Below are 23,755 nucleotides of genomic sequence, written 5' to 3'. Positions count from 1 at the left end.
CCTTTTAAAGCTATTTTAGCTACTCAAATTAGCCAAATCATTTGGTTTAAAACTGTGATGCTGAACAGACAATTTATTATATTGTTATGATTTAAAAGGTTTTTATTAAAAATCTGCGTATTTGTTTATTTGACGCAGATCGAATTTTAACCACTTCTCGTGAAGCCTCTCACAGTTCCATAACAAAAAAGTTGTGTAAAAAACTCTCCAATACCTAAGCTAACTCGAGTTAGCAAAAATGGGTAATTCAGCCAACTGCGACAGTGGTGTCCAACATCCGCTTTTGCAGCACGGCACAAAGTGAGATGAGGAACCTCGAATGAGAAAAAATAGCTTACCGAAGATTGGTATCCGCCCGGTTATTGATGGTCGTCGTATGGGGGTACGTGAGTCGCTTGAAGAGCAAACCATGAATATGGCGAAAGCCACCGCCGCGCTTATTACGGAAAAACTTCGCCATGCCTGTGGCGCACAAATTGAATGTGTAATTGCCGACACCTGTATTGCCGGTCTGGCGGAATCCGCAGCCTGTGAAGAAAAGTTCAGCAGCCAAAATGTTGGCGTAACGATTACCGTTACCCCCTGCTGGTGTTACGGCAGCGAAACCATCGACATGGATCCGATGCGTCCGAAAGCTATCTGGGGCTTTAACGGCACAGAACGCCCTGGCGCCGTTTATCTTGCTGCCGCGCTGGCTGCGCATAATCAAAAAGGTCTGCCCGCGTTCTCCATTTACGGTCACGACGTACAGGATGCCGGCGACACCACCATCCCCGCCGATGTCGAAGAAAAACTGCTGCGTTTCACCCGGGCGGGCTTAGCCGTTGCCAGTATGAAAGGTAAAAGCTATTTATCCGTAGGCGGCGTTTCTATGGGCATCGCCGGTTCTATTGTCGATCATAACTTCTTTGAATCCTGGCTGGGAATGAAGGTTCAACCTGTTGATATGACTGAACTTCGCCGTCGAATTGATCAGAAAATTTATGACGAAGCTGAACTGGATATCGCACTGGCGTGGGCAGACAAGCATTTCCGCTACGGCGAAGATCAGAACGCCCAACAGTATAAGCGTAACGAAGAGCAGAGCCGCGCGGTACTGAAAGAAAGCCTGCTGATGGCGATGTGCATCCGCGACATGATGCAAGGCAATCAGAAACTGGCAGACAAAGGTCGTGTTGAAGAATCGCTGGGTTACAACGCGATTGCCGCGGGCTTCCAGGGCCAGCGTCACTGGACGGATCAATATCCAAACGGCGACACTGCCGAAGCACTGCTGAACAGCTCCTTCGACTGGAATGGTGTGCGTGAACCGTTTGTTGTCGCGACTGAAAACGACAGTCTCAACGGCGTAGCGATGCTGTTTGGTCATCAACTCACTGGTACAGCACAGGTTTTTGCTGATGTGCGCACCTACTGGTCGCCAGAGGCGGTGGAGCGTGTCACGGGTAAACCGCTGACCGGGCTGGCTGAGCACGGCATTATTCACCTGATCAACTCTGGATCGGCAGCCCTGGATGGTTCCTGCAAGCAGCGCGATGGCGAAGGGAAACCAACCATGAAGCCGCACTGGGAAATCTCGCAGAAAGAGGCTGATGATTGTCTGGCGGCGACCGAATGGTGTCCGGCTATTCACGAATACTTCCGCGGCGGCGGTTACTCCTCTCGCTTCCTGACCGAGGGCGGCGTGCCATTCACCATGACCCGCATCAATATTATCAAAGGGTTAGGGCCGGTGCTGCAAATCGCCGAAGGCTGGAGCGTGGAGTTACCAAAAGAGGTGCATGCTCAGCTTGATGCGCGTACCAACTCGACCTGGCCGACCACCTGGTTTGCCCCGCGCTTAACCGGTAAAGGTCCATTCAGCGATGTCTATTCCGTCATGGCTAACTGGGGCGCAAACCACGGTGTGCTGACGATTGGTCACGTCGGCGCGGATTTTATTACACTTGCCGCCATGCTGCGTATTCCGGTTTGCATGCACAACGTGGAAGACGAAAAAATCTATCGTCCTTCAGCCTGGGCAGCCCACGGTATGGATAGCGAAGGCCAGGATTATCGTGCCTGCCAAAACTACGGCCCGCTGTATAAACGTTAATGTGGCTTAGCCCGGTGGCGCAAGCTTACCGGGCCTACAGACGAGTGAACCTTAGGCCGGATAAGCGCAGCGCCATCCGGTAGCGTTTCAGGAGTTGTTATGAAACAAGACGTTATCCTGGTACTCGATTGTGGCGCGACCAACGTGCGGGCCATTGCCGTTGACCGACAGGGAAAAATTATCGCCCGCGCCTCAACGCCCAACGCCAGTGATATTGCCGCAGAAAACGGGGCCTGGCATCAGTGGTCGCTGGAGGCCATTTTGCAACGCTTCGCCGACTGCTGTCAGCGGCTCTCCACGCAACTGGCCAATTGTCGTATCTGTGGGATCGCCGTCACCACCTTCGGCGTAGACGGTACGCTGGTCGATCAACACGGCAAACAGTTATATCCGGTAATCAGTTGGAAATGCCCGCGCACCGCAGCAGTGATGGAAAATATCCATCGCTACATGTCGCCCCAGCAACTGCAGGAAATCTCCGGCGTCGGCGCGTTCAGCTTCAATACCCTGTATAAACTGGTGTGGCTGAAAGAAAACCACCCACAACTGCTCGAACAGGCACACGCCTGGCTGTTTATTTCATCGCTTATCAACCACCGTTTAACCGGCGAGTTCACCACAGATATCACTATGGCGGGCACCAGCCAGATGCTGAACATCCAGCAGCGCGATTTCAGTGATGACATTTTGCAGGCAACCGGCATACCGCGCCGGCTGTTTCCACGTCTGGTGGAAGCGGGCGAACAGATTGGGGCACTGCAACACGAGGCCGCCATCCTGCTCGGGCTTCCAGTGGGTATTCCGGTGATATCTGCCGGGCACGACACGCAGTTTGCGCTGTTTGGCGCGGGGGCTCAGCCAGACGAACCGGTGCTCTCTTCCGGTACATGGGAAATTCTGATGGTGCGCAGTGCGCAGGTGAACACCTCTCTGCTCAGCCGTTATGCGGGTTCCACTTGTGAATTAGACAGCCAGGCCGGACTGTACAATCCCGGCATGCAGTGGCTGGCCTCCGGCGTACTCGAATGGGTGCGTAAGCTGTTTTGGACTACCGAAACGCCCTGGCAGACGCTGATTGACGAAGCCCGGTCCATTCCTGCTGGCGCAGACGGCGTCAAGATGCACTGCAACCTGCTGGCCTCTCAGAATGCGGGCTGGCAAGGGGTTACGCTCAATACCACCCGCGGGCATTTTTATCGCGCCGCGCTGGAAGGACTGACAGAACAGTTGCAGCAGAATTTGCACACGCTGGAAAAAATCGGTCATTTCCAGGCCTCTGAATTGTTATTGGTTGGCGGGGGCAGCCGTAACGCATTGTGGAACCAGATTAAAGCTAACGTTCTCGGGATCCCTGTCAAAGTGCTGGATGACGCCGAAACCACCGTGGCAGGCGCCGCAATGTTTGCCTGGTCAGGTATGGGTGAATTTACCACCCCGGAACAGGCTCGTGCCCAGGTGAGCTACCAGTACCGTTACTTCTATCCGCAAACCGAATCTGAACTGACAGGAGTCGAGTAACATGCTCAAAACGATATCACCCTTAATTTCTCCCGATCTGCTGAAAGTGCTGGCTGAAATGGGTCACGGCGATGAGATTATCTTTTCCGATGCCCATTTTCCGGCTCACAGCATGGGACCGCAGGTGATTCGCGCCGACGGTCTGCTGGTCAGCGATCTGCTGCAGGCGATTATTCCGCTTTTTGAACTGGACAGCTACGCCCCGCCGCTGGTGATGATGGCGGCAGTAGAAGGCGACGCTCTCGATCCTGACGTCGAGGCTCGCTATCGCCAGGCGCTTTCCTTACAGACCCCCTGCCCAGACATCACGCGTATTGACCGTTATGCCTTTTACGAACGCGCGCAAAAGGCGTTTGCGATCGTTATCACAGGAGAACGGGCAAAGTACGGGAATATTCTTTTAAAAAAAGGGGTAACGCCATAATCTCTGGTCAGCATGCCCGTCTGGTACGGGCATGCTGCATAAAATGAGGATCAGAACATGAAAGCGGCGCGCCAGCAGGCCATCGTAGATCTGCTTACCCACCACAAAAGCCTGACAACCGAAGCCCTGTCATTGCAGCTTAACGTCAGCAAAGAGACCATCCGCCGCGATCTCAGTGAATTACAAACCCAGGGCAAAGTGCTACGCAATCACGGACGGGCCAAGGCCATTCACCGGAAAAATCAGGACAGTGGCGACCCGTTTCATATTCGACTCAAAAGCCACTATGCGCACAAAGCGGATATTGCGCGGGAAGCGCTGGCATGGATTGAAGAAGGAATGGTGATCGCCTTAGACGCCAGCTCAACCTGCTGGTATCTGGCGCGTCAGCTACCGGACATCGACATTCAGGTTTTTACTAACAGCCAACCCATTTGCCAGGAATTGACAAAACGCGAACACATTCAGCTCATCAGCTCTGGCGGCCGCCTTGAACGTAAATACGGCTGTTATGTTAATCCCGCGCTCATCTCGCAGCTAAAATCCCTCGATATCGATCTGTTTATTTTTTCCTGCGAAGGGATCGACAGCGACGGCACGCTCTGGGACTCCAATGCCACCAACGCAGACTTCAAATCCATTCTGCTTAAGCGCGCATCGCAATCTTTATTGCTGATCGATAAAAGTAAGTTTAATCGTTCCGGGGAGGTCCGGATTGGGTGTCTGGATGGTGTGACGCATATCGTGTCAGATACGCAGCTGATTGAAACAACATAGACCGGATAAGACGTTTACGCCGCCATCCGGTCTATGTTTAGCGTTATCGCTCGTCCCGGCGACCGCCGACGGCCGCCCACAGACGACGCACGTGTACGGTCACTTCTTCCCGATCATGATACAACTGACGCGCCTGCATCTGGGCATTGACGCCATGCTCATCAAGCTGTGCCTGGATATAAGCCAGATTCTGCGATACCTCTTCATAACGTTTTTTCATCGGCAGCTTGAGGTTGAAGATCGTCTCGCGACACCAGCCGTTGACCAGCCACTGCGCCATCAGCGCGGCAACCTTCGCCGGCTTCTCCACCATGTCGCACACCATCCATGAAATGTTGTTACGATTCGGGCGATACTTAAATCCGTCTTCGCGCAGCCAGGTGACCTGCCCTGTATCCATCAGGCTTTGCGCCATCGGACCATTATCCACGGAATAAACCCACATGTTGCGTTTAACCAGTTGATAGGTCCAACCGCCCGGACACGCGCCTAAATCCACGGCATACATGCCATTGGCCAGACGCTCGTCCCACTCATCTTCTGGAATGAACACATGCAGCGCCTCTTCCAGCTTCAGCGTTGAGCGGCTCGGCGCATCGGCCGGGAACTTCAGGCGCGGAATACCCATGTAGAACGGGGAGTTATTGTCAGGCCAGGAATAACCGGTATAACAACAGCCAGGGGCGATAAAGAAAACATGAACCACCGGACGTTTCGGCGTTTCATATTTTGCCAGTACGCCCGCTTCGCGCAGCGCCGCGCGCAGCGGTACGGTAAATTTACGGCAGAACTTAACCAGCTCTTTGCTTTCATTGGTGTCGGCGACTTCGACTCGCAGATCGCCGCCTTTTTCCACCACGCCCTGCAACATGCCGACAATTGGCGTAATACGGTCTTCCGGCGGTAAATATTGCAGCAGTTCGCCCACCACAAACATTTGACGGGCAAAAATCAACGAGCTAAACGGCAGCTCTTTCACTAACTTTTCGGCATCGTCCTGCTGATAGCATTCGAAAATCACATAGCCCGCATTGTCTTTTACACGGGCGAAACCGAAGATTTCCCGACGTCCTGCTTTATCCGTAATTTCTGCGGCGCACTCTTTTTCAAAACCCGGGCGACACAACAATACAACCTTATTCATGGCTAACGCCCTTACGTTTCAATCGAATAGCGCCCACTAACATCAGCGCCCAGCCCACAAGGAAGCTGAAACCACCGACGGGGGTAACAAACGCCCACAGGCGTAAATGGGAGAGCGCGAGGCAATACAGGCTGCCGCTAAACAGCACCGTTCCTAATGCCAGAAACACGCTACTCCAGTAAAACCAAATGCTAATGCGTCGCTGCATGGCGACGGCCAGGCCGAAGATAGCCAGCGTATGAAACGCCTGATACTCAAGGCCAGTCTGGATCCAACCCATTTCTACGACACCCAGGGTTTTACTCAGAACATGTGCCCCAAAGGCGCCCAACGCCACAAAGATAAAACCACTTACGGCGGCAAAAATCAGCATAAAACGGCTGGTCATGTTAATACCCTACGTAATTTATTGTTCATAACGAAAGCGGAATTTTTCTTGTTCCGAGGCCGCTTTCGCCAGTATCCACTGACGGAAGGCGGCTATTTTACCCAGTTCTGCCTGACTGTCATGACAAACCAGATAAAACGCGTTTTTGCTGACCAGAACATCGTTAAACGGACAGACCAGACGTCCGGCTTCAATTTCGGACTGCGCCATAACGTTATTCGCCAGCGCAATCCCCTGTCCATGGATAGCAGCCTGTAGCACCATGGCGCTATGGCTGAAGATAGGTCCCTGCTGTACGTTGATATGATTCAGGCCAAGCTGGCGCGTATAGGCTTGCCAGTCACGCCGCGACGCATCGTGCAACAATGTATGTTTTGCCAGGTCATCCGGCGTCTTCAGGGGCTTATCACCAGTAAGTAACAGCGGCGAGCAGACCGGCAATAAATATTCTGCGTACAATTTTTCAACACGCAGACCCGGCCAGTTGCCGCGTCCGTAGAAAATCGCCACATCAACATCGTCAGCCAGTTTGTCTTCCTGACGGTCCACCGCCTGGATCCTGACATCGATTCCCGGATAAGCTGAGTTAAAGCTAGAGAGTCTGGGCACCAGCCATTGGATCGCGAAACTGGGCAATAAACTAACGGTAAGCGCACCTTTTGCACTGCGTGCCTGAAGTTTACGCGTCGCGTCAGTTAATTGCGAAAAAATCTCTTTGATGTCGAGGAAATAGCTTTGACCCTCTTCTGTTAACAGCAGAGATCGATTGCGTCGACGAAACAGCTTCAGCCCCAGGAAATCCTCAAGTGACTTGATTTGATGACTTACTGCGGCCTGCGTCACAAAAAGCTCTTCCGCTGCGCGGGTAAAGCTCAAATGGCGCGCTGCGGCATCAAAAACACGCAATGCATTTAGGGGTGGTAATCGTTTTGACATGACTTTTAGGCTTTGATGTTAAATGAATTTAACAATTATCTAACAGGATGTAACCTATTAGTTTTTTTTATCTGAGCCATTATAAATTGTCCGTTGAGGTTCTACCAGCAAATACCTATAGTGGCGGCACTTCCTGAAGCCGGAACGAAAAGTTTTATCGGAATGCGTGTTCTGGTGGGCTTTTGGCTTACGGTTGTGATGTTGTGTTGTTGTGTTTGCAATTGGTCTGCGATTCAGACCATGGTAGCAAAGCTACCCTTTTTCACTTCCTGTACATTTACCCTGTCTGTCCATAGTGATTAATGTAGCACCGCCAAATTGCGGTGCTTTTTTTTGTCCGACTTTCTGTCGATGGCGACCGGTTAGTTATCCAGTTCTACCATCTCTTTCACATCGGTACGGTTGATCTGCTGTTTGTTGCCGTTAGCGTCTTTATACGAAATCATTCCCGTTTCATTGTCGGTCTGTGGCTTGCCATCAGATACGATTGATCGACCATCGTTGGTGTGCATCACGTAATTCGATCCAGAACAGGCGCTCAGGGCAAAAGTCAGCATACAGGCAGAGATAATTGCGGCAGTCTTTTTCATCTTCTTCTCCTTAAAGCGATTTATGCTATTAAAAACACACTCCGTAACAGGCAAAATTGCTCGCCTAACGCTATTTAGCATAAGACACTGTGAGGACTTTGCCAGGATATCCAGAGTATTCCGATGGTTAGCACAACCCTTGTGTCAGCGCCTGTTTTGCGCGACGATCGGTTTATTGAACTGAGGATGACCATGAACGCATTTAATCCCGCGCAGTTTCGCGCGCAATTTCCCGCACTCAACGATGCCGGCGTCTACCTCGACAGCGCTGCTACTGCACTGAAGCCGCAATCCGTGATTGAGGCGACCCAGCAATTTTATAGCCTGAGCGCCGGGAACGTGCATCGCAGCCAGTTTGCCGAAGCGCAACGCCTGACCGCGCGCTATGAGGCCGCACGGGAAAAGGCCGCGCGCCTGATCAACGCCCCGGATGACAAAACGATAGTCTGGACCCGTGGCACAACGGAAGCTGTCAACATGGTTGCCCAAAGCTATGCGCGTCCGCGCTTACGGCCGGGCGATGAGATTATCGTCAGCGTGGCGGAACATCATGCCAATCTCGTTCCGTGGCTGATGGTGGCAGAGCAAACGGGCGCTAAGGTAGTCAAACTCCCGCTCAACGCCCATTTGCTACCGGACGTCGAGCGTCTGGTTGAGCTCATCACTCCGCGCAGTCGCATTCTGGCGCTGGGGCAGATGTCGAACGTCACCGGCGGTTGCCCGGATTTAGCCCGCGCCATTACGCTCGCCCATGCGGCTGGCATGGTGGTGATGGTTGATGGCGCGCAGGGAATTGTGCATTTTCCCGCTGACGTGCAGCAGTTAGATATTGATTTCTATGCCTTCTCGGGCCACAAGTTGTATGGCCCTACCGGTATTGGCGTACTGTATGGTAAGCCAGAATTACTGGAGGCCATGTCCCCGTGGCTCGGCGGCGGCAAGATGATTAGCGAAGTCAGCTTTGACGGTTTCACCACCCAGGCAGCCCCCTGGAAGCTGGAAGCCGGTACGCCTAACGTAGCGGGCGTCATCGGGCTAAGCGCGGCGCTCGAGTGGCTGGCGGATATTGATGTTGCGCAGGCCGAAAACTGGAGCCGGGGTCTGGCGACGCTGGCAGAAGACGCCCTGGCGAAACGTCCCGGTTTTCGTTCCTTCCGTTGTCAGGACTCCAGTCTGTTAGCCTTTGATTTCGCTGGCGTTCATCACAGTGATATGGTGACGCTGCTGGCCGAATATGGCATTGCGCTGCGCGCAGGGCAACACTGCGCACAACCACTGCTGGCGGAGCTGGGCGTATCCGGGACCCTACGCGCCTCTTTTGCGCCCTATAATACGCAAAGTGATGTGGATGCGTTGGTCGCAGCCGTTGACCGCGCGCTGGAAATATTGGTGGATTAATGACAAGCCCTTTATTCGCCGGACACCCGTTTGGCACAACCGTAACGGAAGAGACATTGCGTACTACGTTTGCCCCGCTCAGCCAGTGGGAGGATAAATATCGTCAGCTAATTCTGCTGGGTAAGCAGCTTCCGGCGCTGCCGGAAGCGCTAAGGGCGCAGGCAAAAGAGATAGCGGGATGTGAAAACCGCGTCTGGCTGGGATATACCCTGCACGAGAATGGCACCCTGCATTTCTTCGGCGACAGCGAAGGCCGCATTGTGCGCGGGCTGTTGGCGGTATTGCTCACCGCCATTGAAGGTAAAACCGCAGCCGAGTTACGGGCGCATTCACCCATGGCGCTATTTGACGAGTTAGGGTTAAGCGCGCAACTCAGCGCCTCGCGAAGCCAGGGCCTGCATGCGTTGAACGAGGCGATTCTTGAGGCTGCCCGGCAAGCCGGATGACGACGGCTGATGCGTCTTATCCGGCCTATAACACCGCACGAACTGTAGGTCGGATAAGCATAACGCTATCCGACACAATCAACTCTGGCGCGCCGCTTTCGCCATCATCTTCTTCAGCGCATGGGAAACGGCTACAAAGCCAAAGGTAGCCGTCACCATGGTGGCGGCGCCAAACCCTGAGGCGCAATCCATACGTTTTGGCCCTTCTGCCGTCGCCTTCATGGCACACACCGAGCCATCTGCCTGCGGGTAAACCAGCGCCTCGGTCGAGAACACGCAGTCCACGCCCAGCTTGCCTTTACTGTTTTTCACCACGCCAAAATCACTCTTCAGCCGCTCACGCAGCTTGGCCGCCAGCGGATCCTGAATGGTTTTTGCCAGATCAACCACCTGAATCTGCGTCGGATCGATCTGGCCGCCCGCACCGCCGGTGGTTACCAGCGGAATCTTATTACGCCGACAGTACGCAATGAGCGCCGCTTTCGGGCGCACGCTGTCAATCGCATCGATGACATACGAATAACCCGCATTCATATACTCCGCAACGTTATCTGGCGTAACAAAATCATCGACCACGTTCACCCGGCACTCCGGGTTAATCTGGCGGATACGTTCCGCCATCACCTCAGCTTTTGCTAAACCAACGTTATCGCGCAGCGCATGGATCTGACGGTTAGTATTGGTGACGCAAACATCATCCATATCGATGAGCGTAATCGCGCCAATGCCGGTACGCGCCAGCGCTTCCGCCGCCCACGATCCCACACCGCCAATCCCGACCACGCAAACATGCGCGCCGGCAAATAACTGCAGCGCATTTTCGCCATACAGCCGCGCCGTGCCGCCAAAACGCTGACGCCAGGCGTCACTGATAACCACAGACATAGAACCTCAAATATAGAAAACAAAAAGAGCGGACAAATACCGCCCTTGATGACTGCATCACTGCCTGATGGCGGCTACGCCTTATCAGGCCTACTCAGTAATATAGGCCGGATAAGCGAAGCGCCATCCGGCAATTAACCGCGAAATACGTTACCCGCGTTGGCCGCTGTTTTCAGCACCCATACGCGACCGTAGTGATTATACCACCCGGCACGATGTCCAGCGTCAGCGCCAATGCCCTGATAGATATCAAAGTGCTGGCCTTTAATCGCACCGCCCACATCCAGCGCCACCATCAGGCGCAGTTCGTACTGACCGGTGAACTTACCGTTATTGTCCAGCAAGGGGACTTCCGCCAGTAACGTGGTGCCCGCAGGAATGATACTGCGGTCAGAAGCCACCGATGCGCGGCCAATCAGCGGTACCGCGCTGGCCCCTTTCACCGGCGCAAAAGATTGCGGCTTAAAGAAGACAAACGATGGATTCTGCTCCAGCAGCTCACGCACTTCGGCCTCGCTGTGCGTCTCTCCCCAGTGGCGAATGGCCTGCATCGACATATCTTCTTTTTTCACTTCGCCACGATCAATCAACACCTTACCGATACTGCGATAGGCATGGCTGTTTTTCCCGGCATAGCTAAAGAAGTTTAGCGGGCTGCCGTCGCCAAAATCGATATAGCCACTGCCCTGAACATCCATAATAAAGTTGTCCATCAGGGAGTTGCTGTACGCCAGAATATAATTATCGCTTAGCGCGCCTGCGTAGATCTCGGCACGAGAGGGTAAACGTCCGCGTTTTGGCGGCATGCGATAAATAGGATACTGGAACTCGCCCTGACGCGTGTGGCGCGCCTGAATAACCGGCGTGTAATAACCCGTAAACTGGACGTTACCGTAGTTGTCCGCCCCTTCCATTTGCCACGCGTCAATACCAAACTGACGCATGCTGCGCGTATCACCGCCCGCACGTAACCATTGCTGGATAGCGTTGTAGACGTTGCTCTGGTTACCGTACAAACGCGGCGAAGCGCTGCGAATTTGATTAACCTGCTCGGCGAAATCACCGGCATTGATTGGCGCGCCAACCGCATCAGGCTGGTTCACCAGTGAGAAAGGCTGGGTAAATTTCCCGTCTTTATACTGCTGCCCACGATCGGTGGGTTTTGAGGAACACGCGGCGAGCATCGCAACGACTGCTCCCGCCAGAAGATATTTTGCCCAACGTCCTTTCATTGTTCTCGTCTTATGTTGCCTGAATGCGAGACGAAGATAACAAACCCCCGTACCTAATGAAATGCGTATGCATACCCGAACGCAAATTTTGCGCAAAAAATAATCCAGAATACGTTGTTTTTGTTCATTTTCACCCTTAAAACGTGATCAAGGTGAAAAAAGGGTTGCATGAAAATGCGAGCAGAGTATAGTGCGCATCCACGGACGCGGGGTGGAGCAGCCTGGTAGCTCGTCGGGCTCATAACCCGAAGGTCGTCAGTTCAAATCTGGCCCCCGCAACCAATTAAAATCAGAAGCAGTAACGTTACTCGATGGAAGAGTAATGACGGACGCGGGGTGGAGCAGCCTGGTAGCTCGTCGGGCTCATAACCCGAAGGTCGTCGGTTCAAATCCGGCCCCCGCAACCAATCATATTTGCTGCAATATTTTTGCAAAGTAGTTCGAATCACAGCAAGGCGGCGACGCAGTGAATCCTTTAGAGCTTACACCAGTAAGTGACTGAGGTGAACGAGGAAAGCCAACGCAGATGTGGTTTGAAATACGAAGCAAAAAGACGGACGCGGGGTGGAGCAGCCTGGTAGCTCGTCGGGCTCATAACCCGAAGGTCGTCGGTTCAAATCCGGCCCCCGCAACCAACACATTAAGCACCTTAACGGGTGTTTTTTTGTATCTGTCGTTCGTAAAAAAAAGCGCTTTTCAGCGCTTTTTTGTTATCCCCTTCTCGCCAGCGTCGCACCATCGGCAAAGTAAGCTTTAATCCCTGCCAGAATCGACTCCGCCACTTCCTGCTGGAAGGTCGCCGTCTTCAGCTTACGCTCTTCTTCGACGTTACTGATAAATGCCGTTTCCACGAGGATGGAAGGAATATCCGGCGCTTTCAGCACCGCGAACCCAGCTTGCTCAACCTGATTCTTATGCAGGTTGTTGATTTTACCAAGCTTATTCAGCACCGCTTTACCAAACTTCAGGCTGTCGGCGATGGTCAGCGATTGCACCATATCGAACATGGTGTGGTCGACATAACGGTCACCGCTTTTGCTGACGCCACCGATGAGATCCGAAGCGTTCTGGGTTTGGGCCAGATATTTTGCCGCGGTACTGGTCGCCCCTTTCGTCGAGAGCGCAAACACCGATGAGCCGCTGGGTTGCCGGCTGGTAAAGGCATCGGCGTGAATAGAGACAAACAGGTCTGCACGCTGTTTCTGCGCTTTCGCCACACGCACTTTTAGCGGAATGAATATATCTTCATTACGCGTCATAAAGACCTTCATGTTGCCCTCTTTTTCAATAAGGGCTCGCAGGCGACGGGAAATTTGCAGTACCACATCTTTTTCACGCGTCTTGTATTTCCCCACCGCACCGGAGTCTTCTCCACCGTGCCCGGGATCCAGCATAATGACAATCGGACGATCGCGCCCCGCTTTACCCGGCTGCGGACCACTTTGCGCAGGCGGCACCTGTTTATCCAGATCGCCCTTGTTGTAATCTTCAAGCAGCGCCAGCAGCGGATCCTGAACATCCTGCGCATTGGCAGGATAAAGATCCATGACCAGACGCTCTTTAAAACCGGCGACGGGGGCCAGGGCAAAGAGTTGCGGCTTCACATTCTGTTTCAGCTCGAACACCATCCGCACGGTCTGCGGGTCAAATTGCCCGACTCTCGCCGACTTAATATAGGGATCGTCAGGACGAATCTGCGCGCCGATGCCCTTAAGCACCGAGTTCAAATTAACGCCTTCAATATCGACAACCACACGCTCAGGATTACTCAGGGCAAACTGTTTGTATTTCAGCAAACGGTTGGATTCCACCGTGACGCGGGTATAACTGGACGCAGGCCAGATACGAACGGCAACGACCTGACTCACGGCAGCCAGACCAACCTGACTGACGCTCAAAAGCCACATAGCACCCGCACCTTGCAGTAAACGACGGCGACTGATTGCTGAATTGGATCCCGACATGCTTCTCCCGAGCAAAAGAAATCTTTATTGAAGTAATACGTAAAACGTCCGAATTGACCGGAAACTTTAACGAATGACGCATAATCTGTCATCTATAAAAGGGTAAACATTCTTTTTATATTCACGGCATTACTGAAAAAAATCTTCGGCATGAGTAAAAATTACGCTTGCGCACAGCACCAAAACAGAATAAAAATACACAAATTACGAATAATCATGCAATGAGGGTGTGCCGTGGTGAAGGAGCGTAGAACCGAACTGGTACAGGGATTCCGCCATTCTGTTCCCTATATCAATACCCATCGGGGAAAAACGTTTGTCATTATGCTGGGCGGCGAAGCCATCGAGCATGAAAACTTTTCCAGTATCGTCAATGACATTGGGCTTCTTCATAGCCTCGGCATCCGCCTTGTCGTGGTCTATGGCGCACGACCGCAGATTGATGCCAATCTTGCGGCGCATCATTATGAGCCGGTGTACCACAAGAATACGCGCGTCACCGACGCTAAAACCCTGGAGCTGGTCAAACAGGCTGCTGGGTTGCTCCAGCTTGATATTACCGCCCGCCTGTCGATGAGCCTGAATAATACGCCATTGCAGGGTGCGCATATCAATGTGGTCAGCGGTAATTTTATTATCTCCCAGCCGCTGGGCGTTGATGACGGCGTGGACTACTGCCATAGCGGGCGTATTCGTCGTATTGATGAAGAGGCCATTCACCGTCAACTGGACAGTGGCGCGATAGTCCTGATGGGGCCAGTCGCCGTTTCCGTTACCGGTGAGAGCTTTAATCTGACGTCAGAAGAGGTCGCCACGCAGTTGGCTATCAAACTGAAGGCGGAGAAAATGATTGGCTTTTGCTCCTCCCAGGGGGTCACCAACGATGATGGCGATATTATTTCCGAATTGTTCCCTAACGAAGCCCAGGCGCGCGTCGAGTCACAGGAAGAGAAAGGTGACTACAGCTCAGGTACGGTGCGCTTCCTGCGTGGTGCGGTGAAAGCCTGTCGCAGTGGCGTACGCCGCTGCCACCTGATCAGCTATCAGGAAGATGGCGCGTTGCTGCAGGAACTGTTCTCCCGCGATGGCATCGGTACGCAAATCGTGATGGAAAGCGCGGAGCAAATTCGCCGCGCCACCATTAACGATATCGGCGGCATTCTGGAGCTGATCCGTCCGCTGGAACAACAAGGCATTCTGGTCCGCCGCTCCCGCGAGCAACTGGAAATGGAGATCGACAAATTCACCATTATTCAGCGCGATAACCTGACCATCGCCTGCGCCGCACTGTATCCTTTCCCGGAAGAGAGGATTGGCGAAATGGCCTGCGTGGCGGTACACCCGGATTACCGTAGTTCGTCACGTGGGGAAGTATTGCTGGAGCGGATCGCCGCGCAGGCCCGGCAAATGGGGCTGAGTAAGCTGTTCGTACTGACCACCCGCAGCATCCACTGGTTCCAGGAGCGCGGCTTCACGCCGGTGGATATCGACCTGCTGCCGGAAAGCAAGAAAGAGATGTACAACTATCAGCGGCGATCAAAAGTGCTGATGGCTGATTTGGCCTAGGCGTGGTTGCCGGATGCGGCATAACAGCCTCATCCGGCCGGCAGCTACATCATGCCGTCATTAAATAATACTGATAGCCCGCTGCGGCGTTCGGTACGCATAACAATTGCCCCGCCCAATATTCGTTCATCGGCATACAGCGAAAGGCGGCGGCGCGCGCGGGTTACGGCGGTATAGACCAGCTCGCGGGTAACCACGGGGGAATGCTGGCTGGGTAAAATCAACGCCGCATGGTCAAACTCAGAGCCCTGCGATTTGTGCACCGTCATCGCCCAGGTGGTTTCATGCTCAGGCAAGCGGCTGGGTTGCACCGACTTAATCGAACCGTCCGGCAACGCAAACCACACCCTCAGCCCTTGTCCGCGATCGAGGGCAATGCCAATATCACCGTTAAATAACCCCAGCGAACTGTCATTGCGCGAAATCATCACCGGTCTTCCCTCATACCAACGACTGTGCGTCGAACGGTGAATTTTACGTTTTTGCGCCATCACCTGCTCAATGCGCTCATTCAAACCGCCTACGCCAAACGGCCCTTCCCGCAAAGCGCACAGCAGCTGATACTCATTGAAGGCCTGAATGATGGCATCCGGCGCGGCGCCCTCATGCAGTAAATCCAGGTAGTGCCCATAACCTGCCAGCGCCTCATCCAGCATCGCGGCGTAATCTTCACTGCTGCGTAACGTGCGTTTTTCGATATCGCTGAATCCCTGCTGGAAAACCGTTTTTACCGCAGCTTTGTCACCGCGATTAATCGCAGCAGCCAATTGACCGATCCCGGAATCACTGCCGAAACGATAGCTTTTTTGCAGCAGACACAAGCTGTCACGCAACGCCGCCGCCTGAGTACCCGTTCCCGCCGGAATAGCGCTACCGGTCAGGCGACTAAGCTGCCGGGCGCGTTCCGGGGTAAATCCTTCGCTGACAAAAGCACAGATATCCCCGAGCACCGCCCCCGCCTCGACGGAGGCGAGCTGGTCACGATCGCCGAGAAAAATCACCCGCCCGTGCGGCGGCAGGGCATCGATAAGGCGCGACATCATCGGCAAATCAATCATCGAAGCTTCATCCACCACCAGTACATCCACATGCAGCGGGTTCCCCGCATGATGACGCAGGCGCTGGCTGCCAGGCTGAGCGCCTAATAACCGATGCAGCGTACTGGCATCATCGGGAATGCGTTTCTTTTGCTCATCGGTAAGCGGCAGTTCTCGCAACGCCGCCCCCAGCGAGGCGGTCAGACGCGCAGCCGCTTTTCCCGTTGGCGCCGCCAGACGAATACGGCAGCGTTCACCGTCCGCCATCTGGATCAACGCCGCCAGAAGTCTCGCGACCGTTGTCGTTTTTCCGGTGCCCGGCCCGCCGGAGATCACTGATATACGGCGGGTCAGCGCCACAGCAGCGGCCACCTTTTGCCAGTTAACGCCTTCCGATGATGGAAACAGCGCCTCCAGCGTGTCAGTCAGCCGTTGTTCATCCACCTCAATGGCGTGGTTAACTTCACTGAAAAAACGCGCCACCGCGCGTTCGTTATGCCACATGCGGTTCAGATACAGGCGATCGCCGTACAGCACCAGCGGGGTCGGTTGCTCGCCACGGCTTACTGCCCCGGAGGCCAGCAAACATTCCACCCAGTCTTCAGGCTCGCCCATCTCAGCAAGCCAGGCGCTTAACAAAGGATGAGCATCTTCGCGTAAGGATAATCGCGAAAGCGGTAAGCAGACGTGCCCTTCTCCCGCTTCGCGGCTGAGCAATGCCGCAGCCAGCGCAACCGCAGGATTACCATTTCCGGCCACTGCCAGCGCAAACTGGGCATCCAGAGGCCGGAGCTGTTTTTGCTCAACGGCTTCCAGTAATCGTTTCTGGATTGTCATGACATCTCCTCCAGCTCCGCACCGGCAAACATCTCATCCATCAAAGCGATCAATTCTCCGTCTGGTCGGGTGGCGTAAATTCCCTGCTGCGGATCCTCGCCATCAACGCCGCGCAGGAAAAGATAGATAACGCCGCCAAAATGGCGTTCATAGTCATAATCAGCAATGCGATGGCGTAAGTAGCGATGCAGCGCCAGGGTATAAAGTTGATATTGCAGGTCGTAGCGATGCGCCTGCATGGCTGAGGCCATCGCCTGCTGCGTGTAGGCTGCGCTGTCTTCACCCAGCCAGTTAGATTTGTAATCAAGCAGGTAATAACGCCCCTGATGACGAAACACCAGGTCAATAAACCCTTTTAGCATGCCGCGTACCTGCATAAAATCCAACGCAGAGCAGCCCGCTGAGAGCGGATCGTATTTACGGATCAACGCATCAAGTCGGCTGGCCATCAGCGGCTGCGAAATCGGCAGATAAAACTCCATCTCCACCTGTTTTTCACGGGCGGAAAGTTGGCTCAAACTGACGCCCGTCTCGTTAAGAGGCGCCTGCAAAATGGCGTCCAGCCATGCGGTCAAAACCGGCGTCCAATGCGCGTCATAACCGCCCAAGGCCAGTTTTTCCTCGACCCAACGAGGATCTACCGGTTGGGTAAAATCAAGGTCCTCAAACAGGCTATGCAAAAACGTGCCCGGCGAGGCGCCGCGCGGAAATTGATGCGGGGTGAGTCCTGACTCCGCAATGACCTCGCCAACGCCTGTGGCATCAACATCCAGGCGCGGGATCAGATCCTGCGCGATTCCATGTCCGCGCTGTTGCAGTCCGGAATAACTGGTCACGCGCCAGCCATCGCCGGGGGTGCGTTGCAGTGTTCTCGCACTCAATGTGGCGCTGACCGGCTGCGCAACCTGCCAGCGCTCACCGTCAGGTTGACCTGGCGTCAGGCAGGCAATATCGTCGCAACCCAGCGCGTCAATCGCGCCACGCAGTCCCACGGCATCCATTGGCTCACCTTTTTGCAACAGACGACCAAGGGCGCTCTGATGCACATCGGTATCCCCTTTTTTATCGCCCCGACGGCGTACCAACGGCGCAACGCCGAGGCTGCAGTGCCATACCGAACGGGTTAGCGCAACGTAGAGCAAGCGCAGGTCTTCCGCCAGGCGTTCAGCCTCTGCCAGCTCAACGCTCTCCCTGGCGTCACTGAGGTCCAGTACCGCTTCAAAGGAGCTGCGATCGTGGTAGAACGCCTGATCCTGGACGCGGAAATTCGTGATAAACGGCAGCCAGACCAGCGGGTATTCCAGCCCTTTCGATTTATGAATAGTCACGATTTGTACCAGGTGCTTGTCGCTTTCCAGTCTTAGCTGCTGGCTTGACGCATTGCTGTCCGGTTCAAGCATATGCTGGGACAACCAGCGCACCAGCGCATGCTCGCTTTCCAGTTGCGATCCCGCCTCCTGGAGCAGTTCGCTGATATGTAAAATATCGGTCAGACGGCGTTCGCCCCCTGCCGTCGCCAGCAGGTTTTCCGCAATCTGGCGGTTTGTCATCAGCGCACGCAGCATCGGCATGACGCCGCGTTTATGCCAGATTTGACGATAGCCGTCGAATTCTTCAACTACCGCATCCCAGGCATTCTCATCGTTATTTAATGCTTCAATATCCTGCGCATTCAGCCCCATCATTGAGGTCGCCAGCGCGCTACGCAGTGTGTTTTCACGTTCCGGCGTCATCACCGCTTGCAGCATCCACAGCAATTCCTGCGCTTCCAGCGTTTCAAATACGCTGTCACGGTTGGAAAGGTAGACGGAGGGAATCGCCAGTTGCGTCAGGGCATCGCGGACCAGCGCCGCCTCCTGGCGGCTACGAACCAGTACGCTGATGTCTGAGGCGCGTACCGGCCTGGATGCTTTACCGCTGACCAGTTGCGCATCACCAGAGTGTCCGGCCTTCAGCCAGTCGCGAATTTGCGTCGCGCACACCTGCGCCATGTAGTTCTGGTAGTCGCCTACGCCACAACTTTCCCCTTCCATCAGCCACATACTCATTGCGGGCTGCGTTTCACCATGTAAAACAAACCGCAGCGACTGGTTTTTCTCTGCAAATTTTACCGGGCTAAAGGGGATTTCGCGGAACATAAAGGCGTCGTCCATCTGGCTGAAAAGCGTATTCACGCTATTGACCATGCCGGGGGCAGAACGCCAGTTGGTATCGAGCGTATAGTGTGCGCTGACTTCGCTGCGCGCCTTCATATAGGTGAAAATATCCGCGCCGCGAAACGCATAAATAGCCTGTTTGGGATCGCCAATCAACAGCAGCGCGGTCTCCGGCTGATGCTGCCAGATCCGGCGGAATATGCGGTACTGCTGCGGATCGGTATCCTGAAATTCATCGATCATCGCGACCGGGAAACGGGTACGGATAGCCGCCGCCAGCGCATCGCCGCTGTCACTGCGCAACGCCGCATCCAGACGGCTGAGCATATCGTCAAAGCCAAGCTCGCCGCGTCGACGCTTCTCCTCAGCAACAGCGGTACGGATCTCCGCCAGCGCCCGGGTGATCACCAGATCGCGGAGAGTTAACGGTTCGCTAAGTAGTTCATCAATGGCGACGAAAAGCGGGTGCTGAGGCGTTACGCCCCCCGCTTTGGTGCGCTCTTGCAGAAAACGCTGTGAGAATTTCTCCAGCGCGTCAGGAAGCTGGTAACTCTGGGTTTCTTCCTGTGCCCATGCGCTGATCTTTTCGATCCACTTGCTCTGGTTACCGCGATTGAATTTACGTCGATCGATCCCGGAGGCTTCCAGCAGCCCGTCCAGCTCATCAACAGAGCCGCGCCATTGCTGCTTAATCCGGTTAATGCGGGCGAGAATTTGTTCGTGTCGGGAGGCCAGCGTTTCGTCATCGGACGGGGGAGCCTTGATCACCGGCGCTTCGCCCTGCAGATAGCGATCGATATCCCTCAATAGCGCCTGAGGACCTTTCCACGTTTCAAAAATGACCTGCGCAATGTCGCGGGACAACGGATAGCAATGCCGCCGCCAGAAGTCCGCGCACGCCTGATAACGCAGCAGTGATTCGTCTTCAATCAGTTGCTGTTCAAACAGCATGCCTGACTCAAAGGCGTTGAGGCTCAGCATGCGCTGACAAAAACCATGAATGGTAAACACCGCCGCTTCATCCATCTGTCTTTCAGCCAATAGCAGCCACTGGGCAGCCTGTTTTTTATCGGCTATTTCGTCTAACAAACGGGCATATAGCGGGTTGTCGGTGGTTTCGCGCAGGCAGGCAATGCGCAGCTCATGAATGTTGCTACGAATTCGGCCACGCAGTTCCTCTGTGGCCGCCTCGGTAAAGGTGACCACTAACAGTTCTTCAACGGTCAGAGGACGTGGAAAGGCGGCAGAGCCGCCCAGTCCAAGCAGTAAACGTAAATACAGGGCGGCGATAGTAAAAGTTTTACCGGTGCCCGCAGAGGCTTCAATCAGGCGCTCGCCCGTCAGGGGCAAGCGCAGTGGATCAAGGGACTCAGCGGCATCATTCATTCTTGTCACTCATCAGGGGTAAGGTTTGCTGCAACGCGCTGACGGTCTGCCACACTTTCCAGCCTTCCGGGCGCACGTATTCTGCTTTCCCGTTCTGACTGCCGGAAACCTGTGACAGTATCGCCATGCCTTGCGGCTCAACCACCGCCTGATGGAAGAAGTCGGCAAGTTTTTGCGGCGTCAGCAGTTTAATCTGAGCCACTATTTTATCACGTGAATCGAAGCGCATATTGCCGCGATCAAAATCTTTGCTTAACTGTGAGGCTTCTTCCCCCAGCGTTTGCGGCGCCTGTAGCATTTGCGCAATGATCGCCTGCTGAATTTGTGCAAACTCTTCAGGTTTCATTGCCCGCAGCTTCGCTTCCGCCGTCGGGAAAAATGCTTTATAACGCTCCCAGAGGTAAGACGGTTGCTTATCACTGCTTTGTAACAGGAACCCCATCCCCCACTGACGCCCAACGCTCATCGGGAAAGCAAATACGGCATAGCCTAACTGCTCTTCAGTACGCAGTTGATTGTAGAACCACGGCTGAACAATTTGCCCTAACATGGCGCTGTAGGCTGAACTGCTGTATTCGTCATAGCCAGTTGGCACAAATACCGCCGCCAGCGCAGAATCCGTGCTGCTGCCCGCTTTCTCAAAGATGACGGACTGCTTCTTGTCCACGACCACTTCTTTGTTCCGGCACCACTGCGAACCCTTCGCGCCAAGCTGTTTCTGAATATCCTGCGCCATGGTTGTAGCCTGAGCTTTGCTCATATTACCCACCACCAGGAACTCAGGCCGCGCCCCCGCTTTTAACGCATCGCGGTAGGACATCACCTCTTGCAACGTAATGGATGGCAATAGCGCGCGACGTTCATCGCGTGAGAAATAGGGCACCTGAGACAGCATTTGCACCGGCATAATCGCCTGATCGTAGGCTTTACCTTTTTCCGCAGAGTCCATCATCTGGGCGTACCAGGATTTCGCCTGTGCCAGTTGTTCATCGGTTGAGGTGTAGCTGAAATAACCGCTCAATAACGCCTGAAAAAGCTGCGGCAGACGTTGAGTGTAGCCGTTAGCGTTAAGCATCAGACCATTGTTTGCGTTGGTCGAAAAACCTATTCCCCCCACCGATGCCTGGTTGCTTAACTGATCGAGCGCGATTCCCGCCAGGTAATCGTTCAGGGCGAATAATACCTGGTTGCGCGCGCTATCCATCGCTTTCGGGTTACGCAGGATCACGCTGACATCAGCCTTCGGCTCGCTGGCAAAATACTGGCTCGGCGCATACACCACGCGCAAATCCGGCTCATCGACGATCAGTTCCGGGTGAGCGTATTTTTTATCCGCTTTGATCAGCGTGAAATCATCCGGAATGTAGGGGTTCAGCTCTGGCAAAGACAGCGCAATGCCCTGTGCTTTTTGCTGCCAGTCAGCAAAGGTTTTGTCGCTGATTTTGTCCACCTGATAAGGCGCATCGACAAAATAAGCGGTTTTATTATGCGGTTCTTTCGCGCTGATATACCAGATACGCGCATTCTGCGGCGTCATCATTGCCAGACGTTGCGCAATGGCTTGCGCATCATATTGGTCGGCAATATTCACCGCATCCAACGTATGCTCGACGGGAACGCGGATCATGGTATCAGCCAGCCATTCCACGTAGTCCATATCACGAGTGATTGAAGGATAACGGAAATCGAGATCCAGCACGTGCGCCAGTTCGTTAAAGTAGCGTTTATCGACGCCTTTCTCACGTAACAGATTGAGATAGCTAAAGATGGCCGCAACAACTTCATCGCGGTTCGCCAACCCTTTGTCGGTTAACGTCGCAGAAATGGCTAATACCCCGCTGTTGCCATTAACCACCGGATCGGAATCGGCGCGAATGCCCTCCACCAGCCCCTGTTTTTGCAGCCAGTCGGACAGCGTACCAGGACTACGATTGCCAATCAGGTAGGTTATCAGTTCATCAGTTTTACTGCGGAACTTTGCGCTGTTGTTATCGATACGAAACTCGACGCGCAGGACTTTACGCGGCATTGCCGGCACATAGTGGATGATGATGCCTTTCTGTGCGTCGGTGACAACCGGTACGGTGATTTCCGGTTTTTCGATATTTCTGTTCGGTACGCGGCCGAAAGTATCAGCGGCTATCCGCGCCAACTCTGGCAGTGGTTTATTACTATAAATCACCGCCTTCATCAGGTTCGCGGAGTAGTACTTTTCATGAAATTTTTGTAATGCCAGCACCACCGGGTTACCCGGTTTATCGCTTAATGTCTCCAGATTTCCGCCAGAGAAACGCGAGCCAGGGTGCGCCGGGTTGATCGTCTCAGCGCTGACCTGCGCCATACGCATCCCATCCCGGGTACGCGCCAGCGTCAGCTCGGAGTTCACCGCGTTACGCTCGCGATCGGCATATTTTTTATCCAGCAACGGATCGGCGATCGCGTCCGCCAGTCGATCCACTGCCCCCACCAGCGCGTCGTTTTCGACTTCAAGATAAAAAGCCGTACGGTAAGGCGCTGTGCTGGCGTTGTGGCTGCCGCCATGCATTTTCAGGAATTCAGCCAGGCTGTCGGGCTGCGGGTATTTTTTCGAGCCCATCAGACACATGTGTTCGAGATAATGCGCCAGCCCCTGATGATCGTCCGGATCTTCCAGCGAGCCAACAGGCACCACCAGTGCAGAAAGGGATTTCACGGCCTGCGGATCGGATACCAGCAACACGACCATGCCGTTATCAAGGCGCACGGCCTGATACTGGCGGGTATCTTTATCGCTTTTACGGATGGTTTCAGCTAAAGGCTGCCAACCGGTATCTGCCTGACTTACGGGAACCCAAAGGGCGACGAACAACAGTAATGCGCTGAACCAGGTGCTGCGGGGCATTCACAAACCTCATCATTAACGTATTCACCTGTTCACTGCAAACCACGTATCAATACGTGGCATGAACAGGGCAAGACTTCGTGCTGAACAAGTCA

17 protein-coding genes and 3 tRNA genes are annotated in these 23,755 nt (G+C 54.1%); 10 read left to right on the top strand and 10 right to left on the bottom strand.

Going from position 1 to position 23,755, the window contains the following annotated elements; translation table 11 throughout:
* Nucleotides 1-319: 319 nt before the first annotated feature.
* The 4 genes from fucI to fucR all read left to right on the top strand — a co-directional run bounded on the left by fucI (nucleotide 320) and on the right by fucR (nucleotide 4,814).
* Entirely contained in the window at nucleotides 320-2,095 is a 1,776-nt protein-coding gene (gene fucI / locus ICA20_RS05080) for an L-fucose isomerase (RefSeq protein WP_069324531.1), read from the top strand.
* Between the two features lie 99 nt (nucleotides 2,096-2,194).
* Nucleotides 2,195-3,613 carry an L-fuculokinase gene (gene fucK / locus ICA20_RS05075; protein WP_038633259.1) on the top strand — a complete coding sequence of 473 codons (1,419 nt, stop codon included), beginning with the start codon at nucleotides 2,195-2,197 and terminating at the stop codon, nucleotides 3,611-3,613.
* A 1-nt stretch (nucleotide 3,614) separates the two neighbouring features.
* Nucleotides 3,615-4,037, top strand: a complete 423-nt coding sequence (gene fucU, locus ICA20_RS05070) for an L-fucose mutarotase (protein WP_006686989.1) — start codon at nucleotides 3,615-3,617, stop codon at nucleotides 4,035-4,037.
* 57 nt (nucleotides 4,038-4,094) lie between these two features.
* A complete protein-coding gene (gene fucR, locus ICA20_RS05065; protein WP_038633262.1) occupies nucleotides 4,095-4,814 on the top strand; it encodes an L-fucose operon activator in 720 nt (239 codons plus the stop codon).
* Between the two features lie 43 nt (nucleotides 4,815-4,857).
* Here fucR and rlmM read toward each other — a convergent pair whose 3' ends face one another.
* The 4 genes from rlmM to ICA20_RS05045 form a co-directional block, all read right to left on the bottom strand.
* Entirely contained in the window at nucleotides 4,858-5,958 is a 1,101-nt protein-coding gene (rlmM, locus tag ICA20_RS05060; protein ID WP_038633266.1) for a 23S rRNA (cytidine(2498)-2'-O)-methyltransferase RlmM, read from the bottom strand.
* The gene (locus ICA20_RS05055; protein WP_003034037.1) at nucleotides 5,951-6,346 is read right to left on the bottom strand and encodes a DUF423 domain-containing protein; all 396 of its coding nucleotides are present in this window, start codon (nucleotides 6,344-6,346) and stop codon (nucleotides 5,951-5,953) included. Before ICA20_RS05055 ends, rlmM begins: the two co-directional genes overlap by 8 nt.
* Before the next feature lie 18 nt (nucleotides 6,347-6,364).
* On the bottom strand, nucleotides 6,365-7,282 hold the full coding sequence (gcvA, locus tag ICA20_RS05050) for a glycine cleavage system transcriptional regulator GcvA (protein ID WP_038633269.1): 918 nt from the start codon (nucleotides 7,280-7,282) through the stop codon (nucleotides 6,365-6,367).
* A gap of 362 nt (nucleotides 7,283-7,644) precedes the next feature.
* Complete coding sequence (locus tag ICA20_RS05045) at nucleotides 7,645-7,872, bottom strand: YgdI/YgdR family lipoprotein (protein ID WP_016154261.1); 228 nt, start codon at nucleotides 7,870-7,872, stop codon at nucleotides 7,645-7,647.
* Nucleotides 7,873-8,064: 192 nt separating this feature from the next.
* On the opposite strand from ICA20_RS05045, the gene csdA reads away from it, so the two are divergent.
* Nucleotides 8,065-9,270, top strand: coding sequence for a cysteine desulfurase CsdA (gene csdA / locus ICA20_RS05040; RefSeq protein WP_038642847.1), 1,206 nt, complete (start codon nucleotides 8,065-8,067; stop codon nucleotides 9,268-9,270).
* The gene (gene csdE / locus ICA20_RS05035) at nucleotides 9,270-9,716 is read left to right on the top strand and encodes a cysteine desulfurase sulfur acceptor subunit CsdE (RefSeq protein WP_038633278.1); all 447 of its coding nucleotides are present in this window, start codon (nucleotides 9,270-9,272) and stop codon (nucleotides 9,714-9,716) included. Before csdA ends, csdE begins: the two co-directional genes overlap by 1 nt.
* 78 nt (nucleotides 9,717-9,794) lie before the next feature.
* On the opposite strand, the gene tcdA is transcribed toward csdE, so the two are convergent.
* Together tcdA and mltA are read right to left on the bottom strand one after the other, a co-directional pair.
* Nucleotides 9,795-10,601: a tRNA cyclic N6-threonylcarbamoyladenosine(37) synthase TcdA gene (gene tcdA, locus ICA20_RS05030; RefSeq protein WP_038633280.1), complete on the bottom strand. Its 807-nt coding sequence runs from the start codon at nucleotides 10,599-10,601 to the stop codon at nucleotides 9,795-9,797.
* A gap of 134 nt (nucleotides 10,602-10,735) precedes the next feature.
* Nucleotides 10,736-11,833 carry a murein transglycosylase A gene (gene mltA, locus ICA20_RS05025; protein WP_038633283.1) on the bottom strand — a complete coding sequence of 366 codons (1,098 nt, stop codon included), beginning with the start codon at nucleotides 11,831-11,833 and terminating at the stop codon, nucleotides 10,736-10,738.
* A gap of 205 nt (nucleotides 11,834-12,038) precedes the next feature.
* Between mltA and ICA20_RS05020 the strand changes: the two genes are divergently transcribed.
* The 3 genes from ICA20_RS05020 to ICA20_RS05010 all read left to right on the top strand — a co-directional run bounded on the left by ICA20_RS05020 (nucleotide 12,039) and on the right by ICA20_RS05010 (nucleotide 12,468).
* Nucleotides 12,039-12,115, top strand: a tRNA-Met gene (locus ICA20_RS05020).
* 48 nt (nucleotides 12,116-12,163) lie between these two features.
* Nucleotides 12,164-12,240: transfer RNA gene (locus tag ICA20_RS05015), tRNA-Met, on the top strand.
* 151 nt (nucleotides 12,241-12,391) lie between these two features.
* Nucleotides 12,392-12,468: transfer RNA gene (locus tag ICA20_RS05010), tRNA-Met, on the top strand.
* 75 nt (nucleotides 12,469-12,543) lie between these two features.
* On the opposite strand, the gene amiC is transcribed toward ICA20_RS05010, so the two are convergent.
* Nucleotides 12,544-13,797 carry an N-acetylmuramoyl-L-alanine amidase AmiC gene (gene amiC, locus ICA20_RS05005; RefSeq protein WP_038633286.1) on the bottom strand — a complete coding sequence of 418 codons (1,254 nt, stop codon included), beginning with the start codon at nucleotides 13,795-13,797 and terminating at the stop codon, nucleotides 12,544-12,546.
* A gap of 234 nt (nucleotides 13,798-14,031) precedes the next feature.
* On the opposite strand from amiC, the gene argA reads away from it, so the two are divergent.
* On the top strand, nucleotides 14,032-15,363 hold the full coding sequence (gene argA, locus ICA20_RS05000; RefSeq protein ID WP_038633289.1) for an amino-acid N-acetyltransferase: 1,332 nt from the start codon (nucleotides 14,032-14,034) through the stop codon (nucleotides 15,361-15,363).
* 44 nt (nucleotides 15,364-15,407) lie between these two features.
* Here the strand turns inward: argA and recD are convergent, their stop codons facing one another.
* Genes recD through ptrA form a run of 3 tightly spaced genes read right to left on the bottom strand, consistent with a single transcriptional unit; the run spans nucleotide 15,408 to nucleotide 23,660 of the window.
* On the bottom strand, nucleotides 15,408-17,237 hold the full coding sequence (gene recD / locus ICA20_RS04995) for an exodeoxyribonuclease V subunit alpha (protein WP_038633294.1): 1,830 nt from the start codon (nucleotides 17,235-17,237) through the stop codon (nucleotides 15,408-15,410).
* A complete protein-coding gene (recB, locus tag ICA20_RS04990) occupies nucleotides 17,234-20,779 on the bottom strand; it encodes an exodeoxyribonuclease V subunit beta (protein WP_038633296.1) in 3,546 nt (1,181 codons plus the stop codon). The genes recD and recB overlap by 4 nt, the downstream gene beginning before the upstream one ends.
* A complete protein-coding gene (ptrA, locus tag ICA20_RS04985; RefSeq protein WP_038633297.1) occupies nucleotides 20,772-23,660 on the bottom strand; it encodes a pitrilysin in 2,889 nt (962 codons plus the stop codon). Before ptrA ends, recB begins: the two co-directional genes overlap by 8 nt.
* Nucleotides 23,661-23,755: the final 95 nt, after the last annotated feature.

Origin of the sequence: Citrobacter sp. C5_2, from assembly GCF_014596845.2 — a bacterium.
GTDB classification, from domain to species: Bacteria; Pseudomonadota; Gammaproteobacteria; order Enterobacterales; family Enterobacteriaceae; genus Citrobacter; species Citrobacter werkmanii.
The sequence above is the reverse complement of the archived record's forward strand: the minus strand, read 5'-3'. Positions and strand labels throughout refer to the sequence as shown.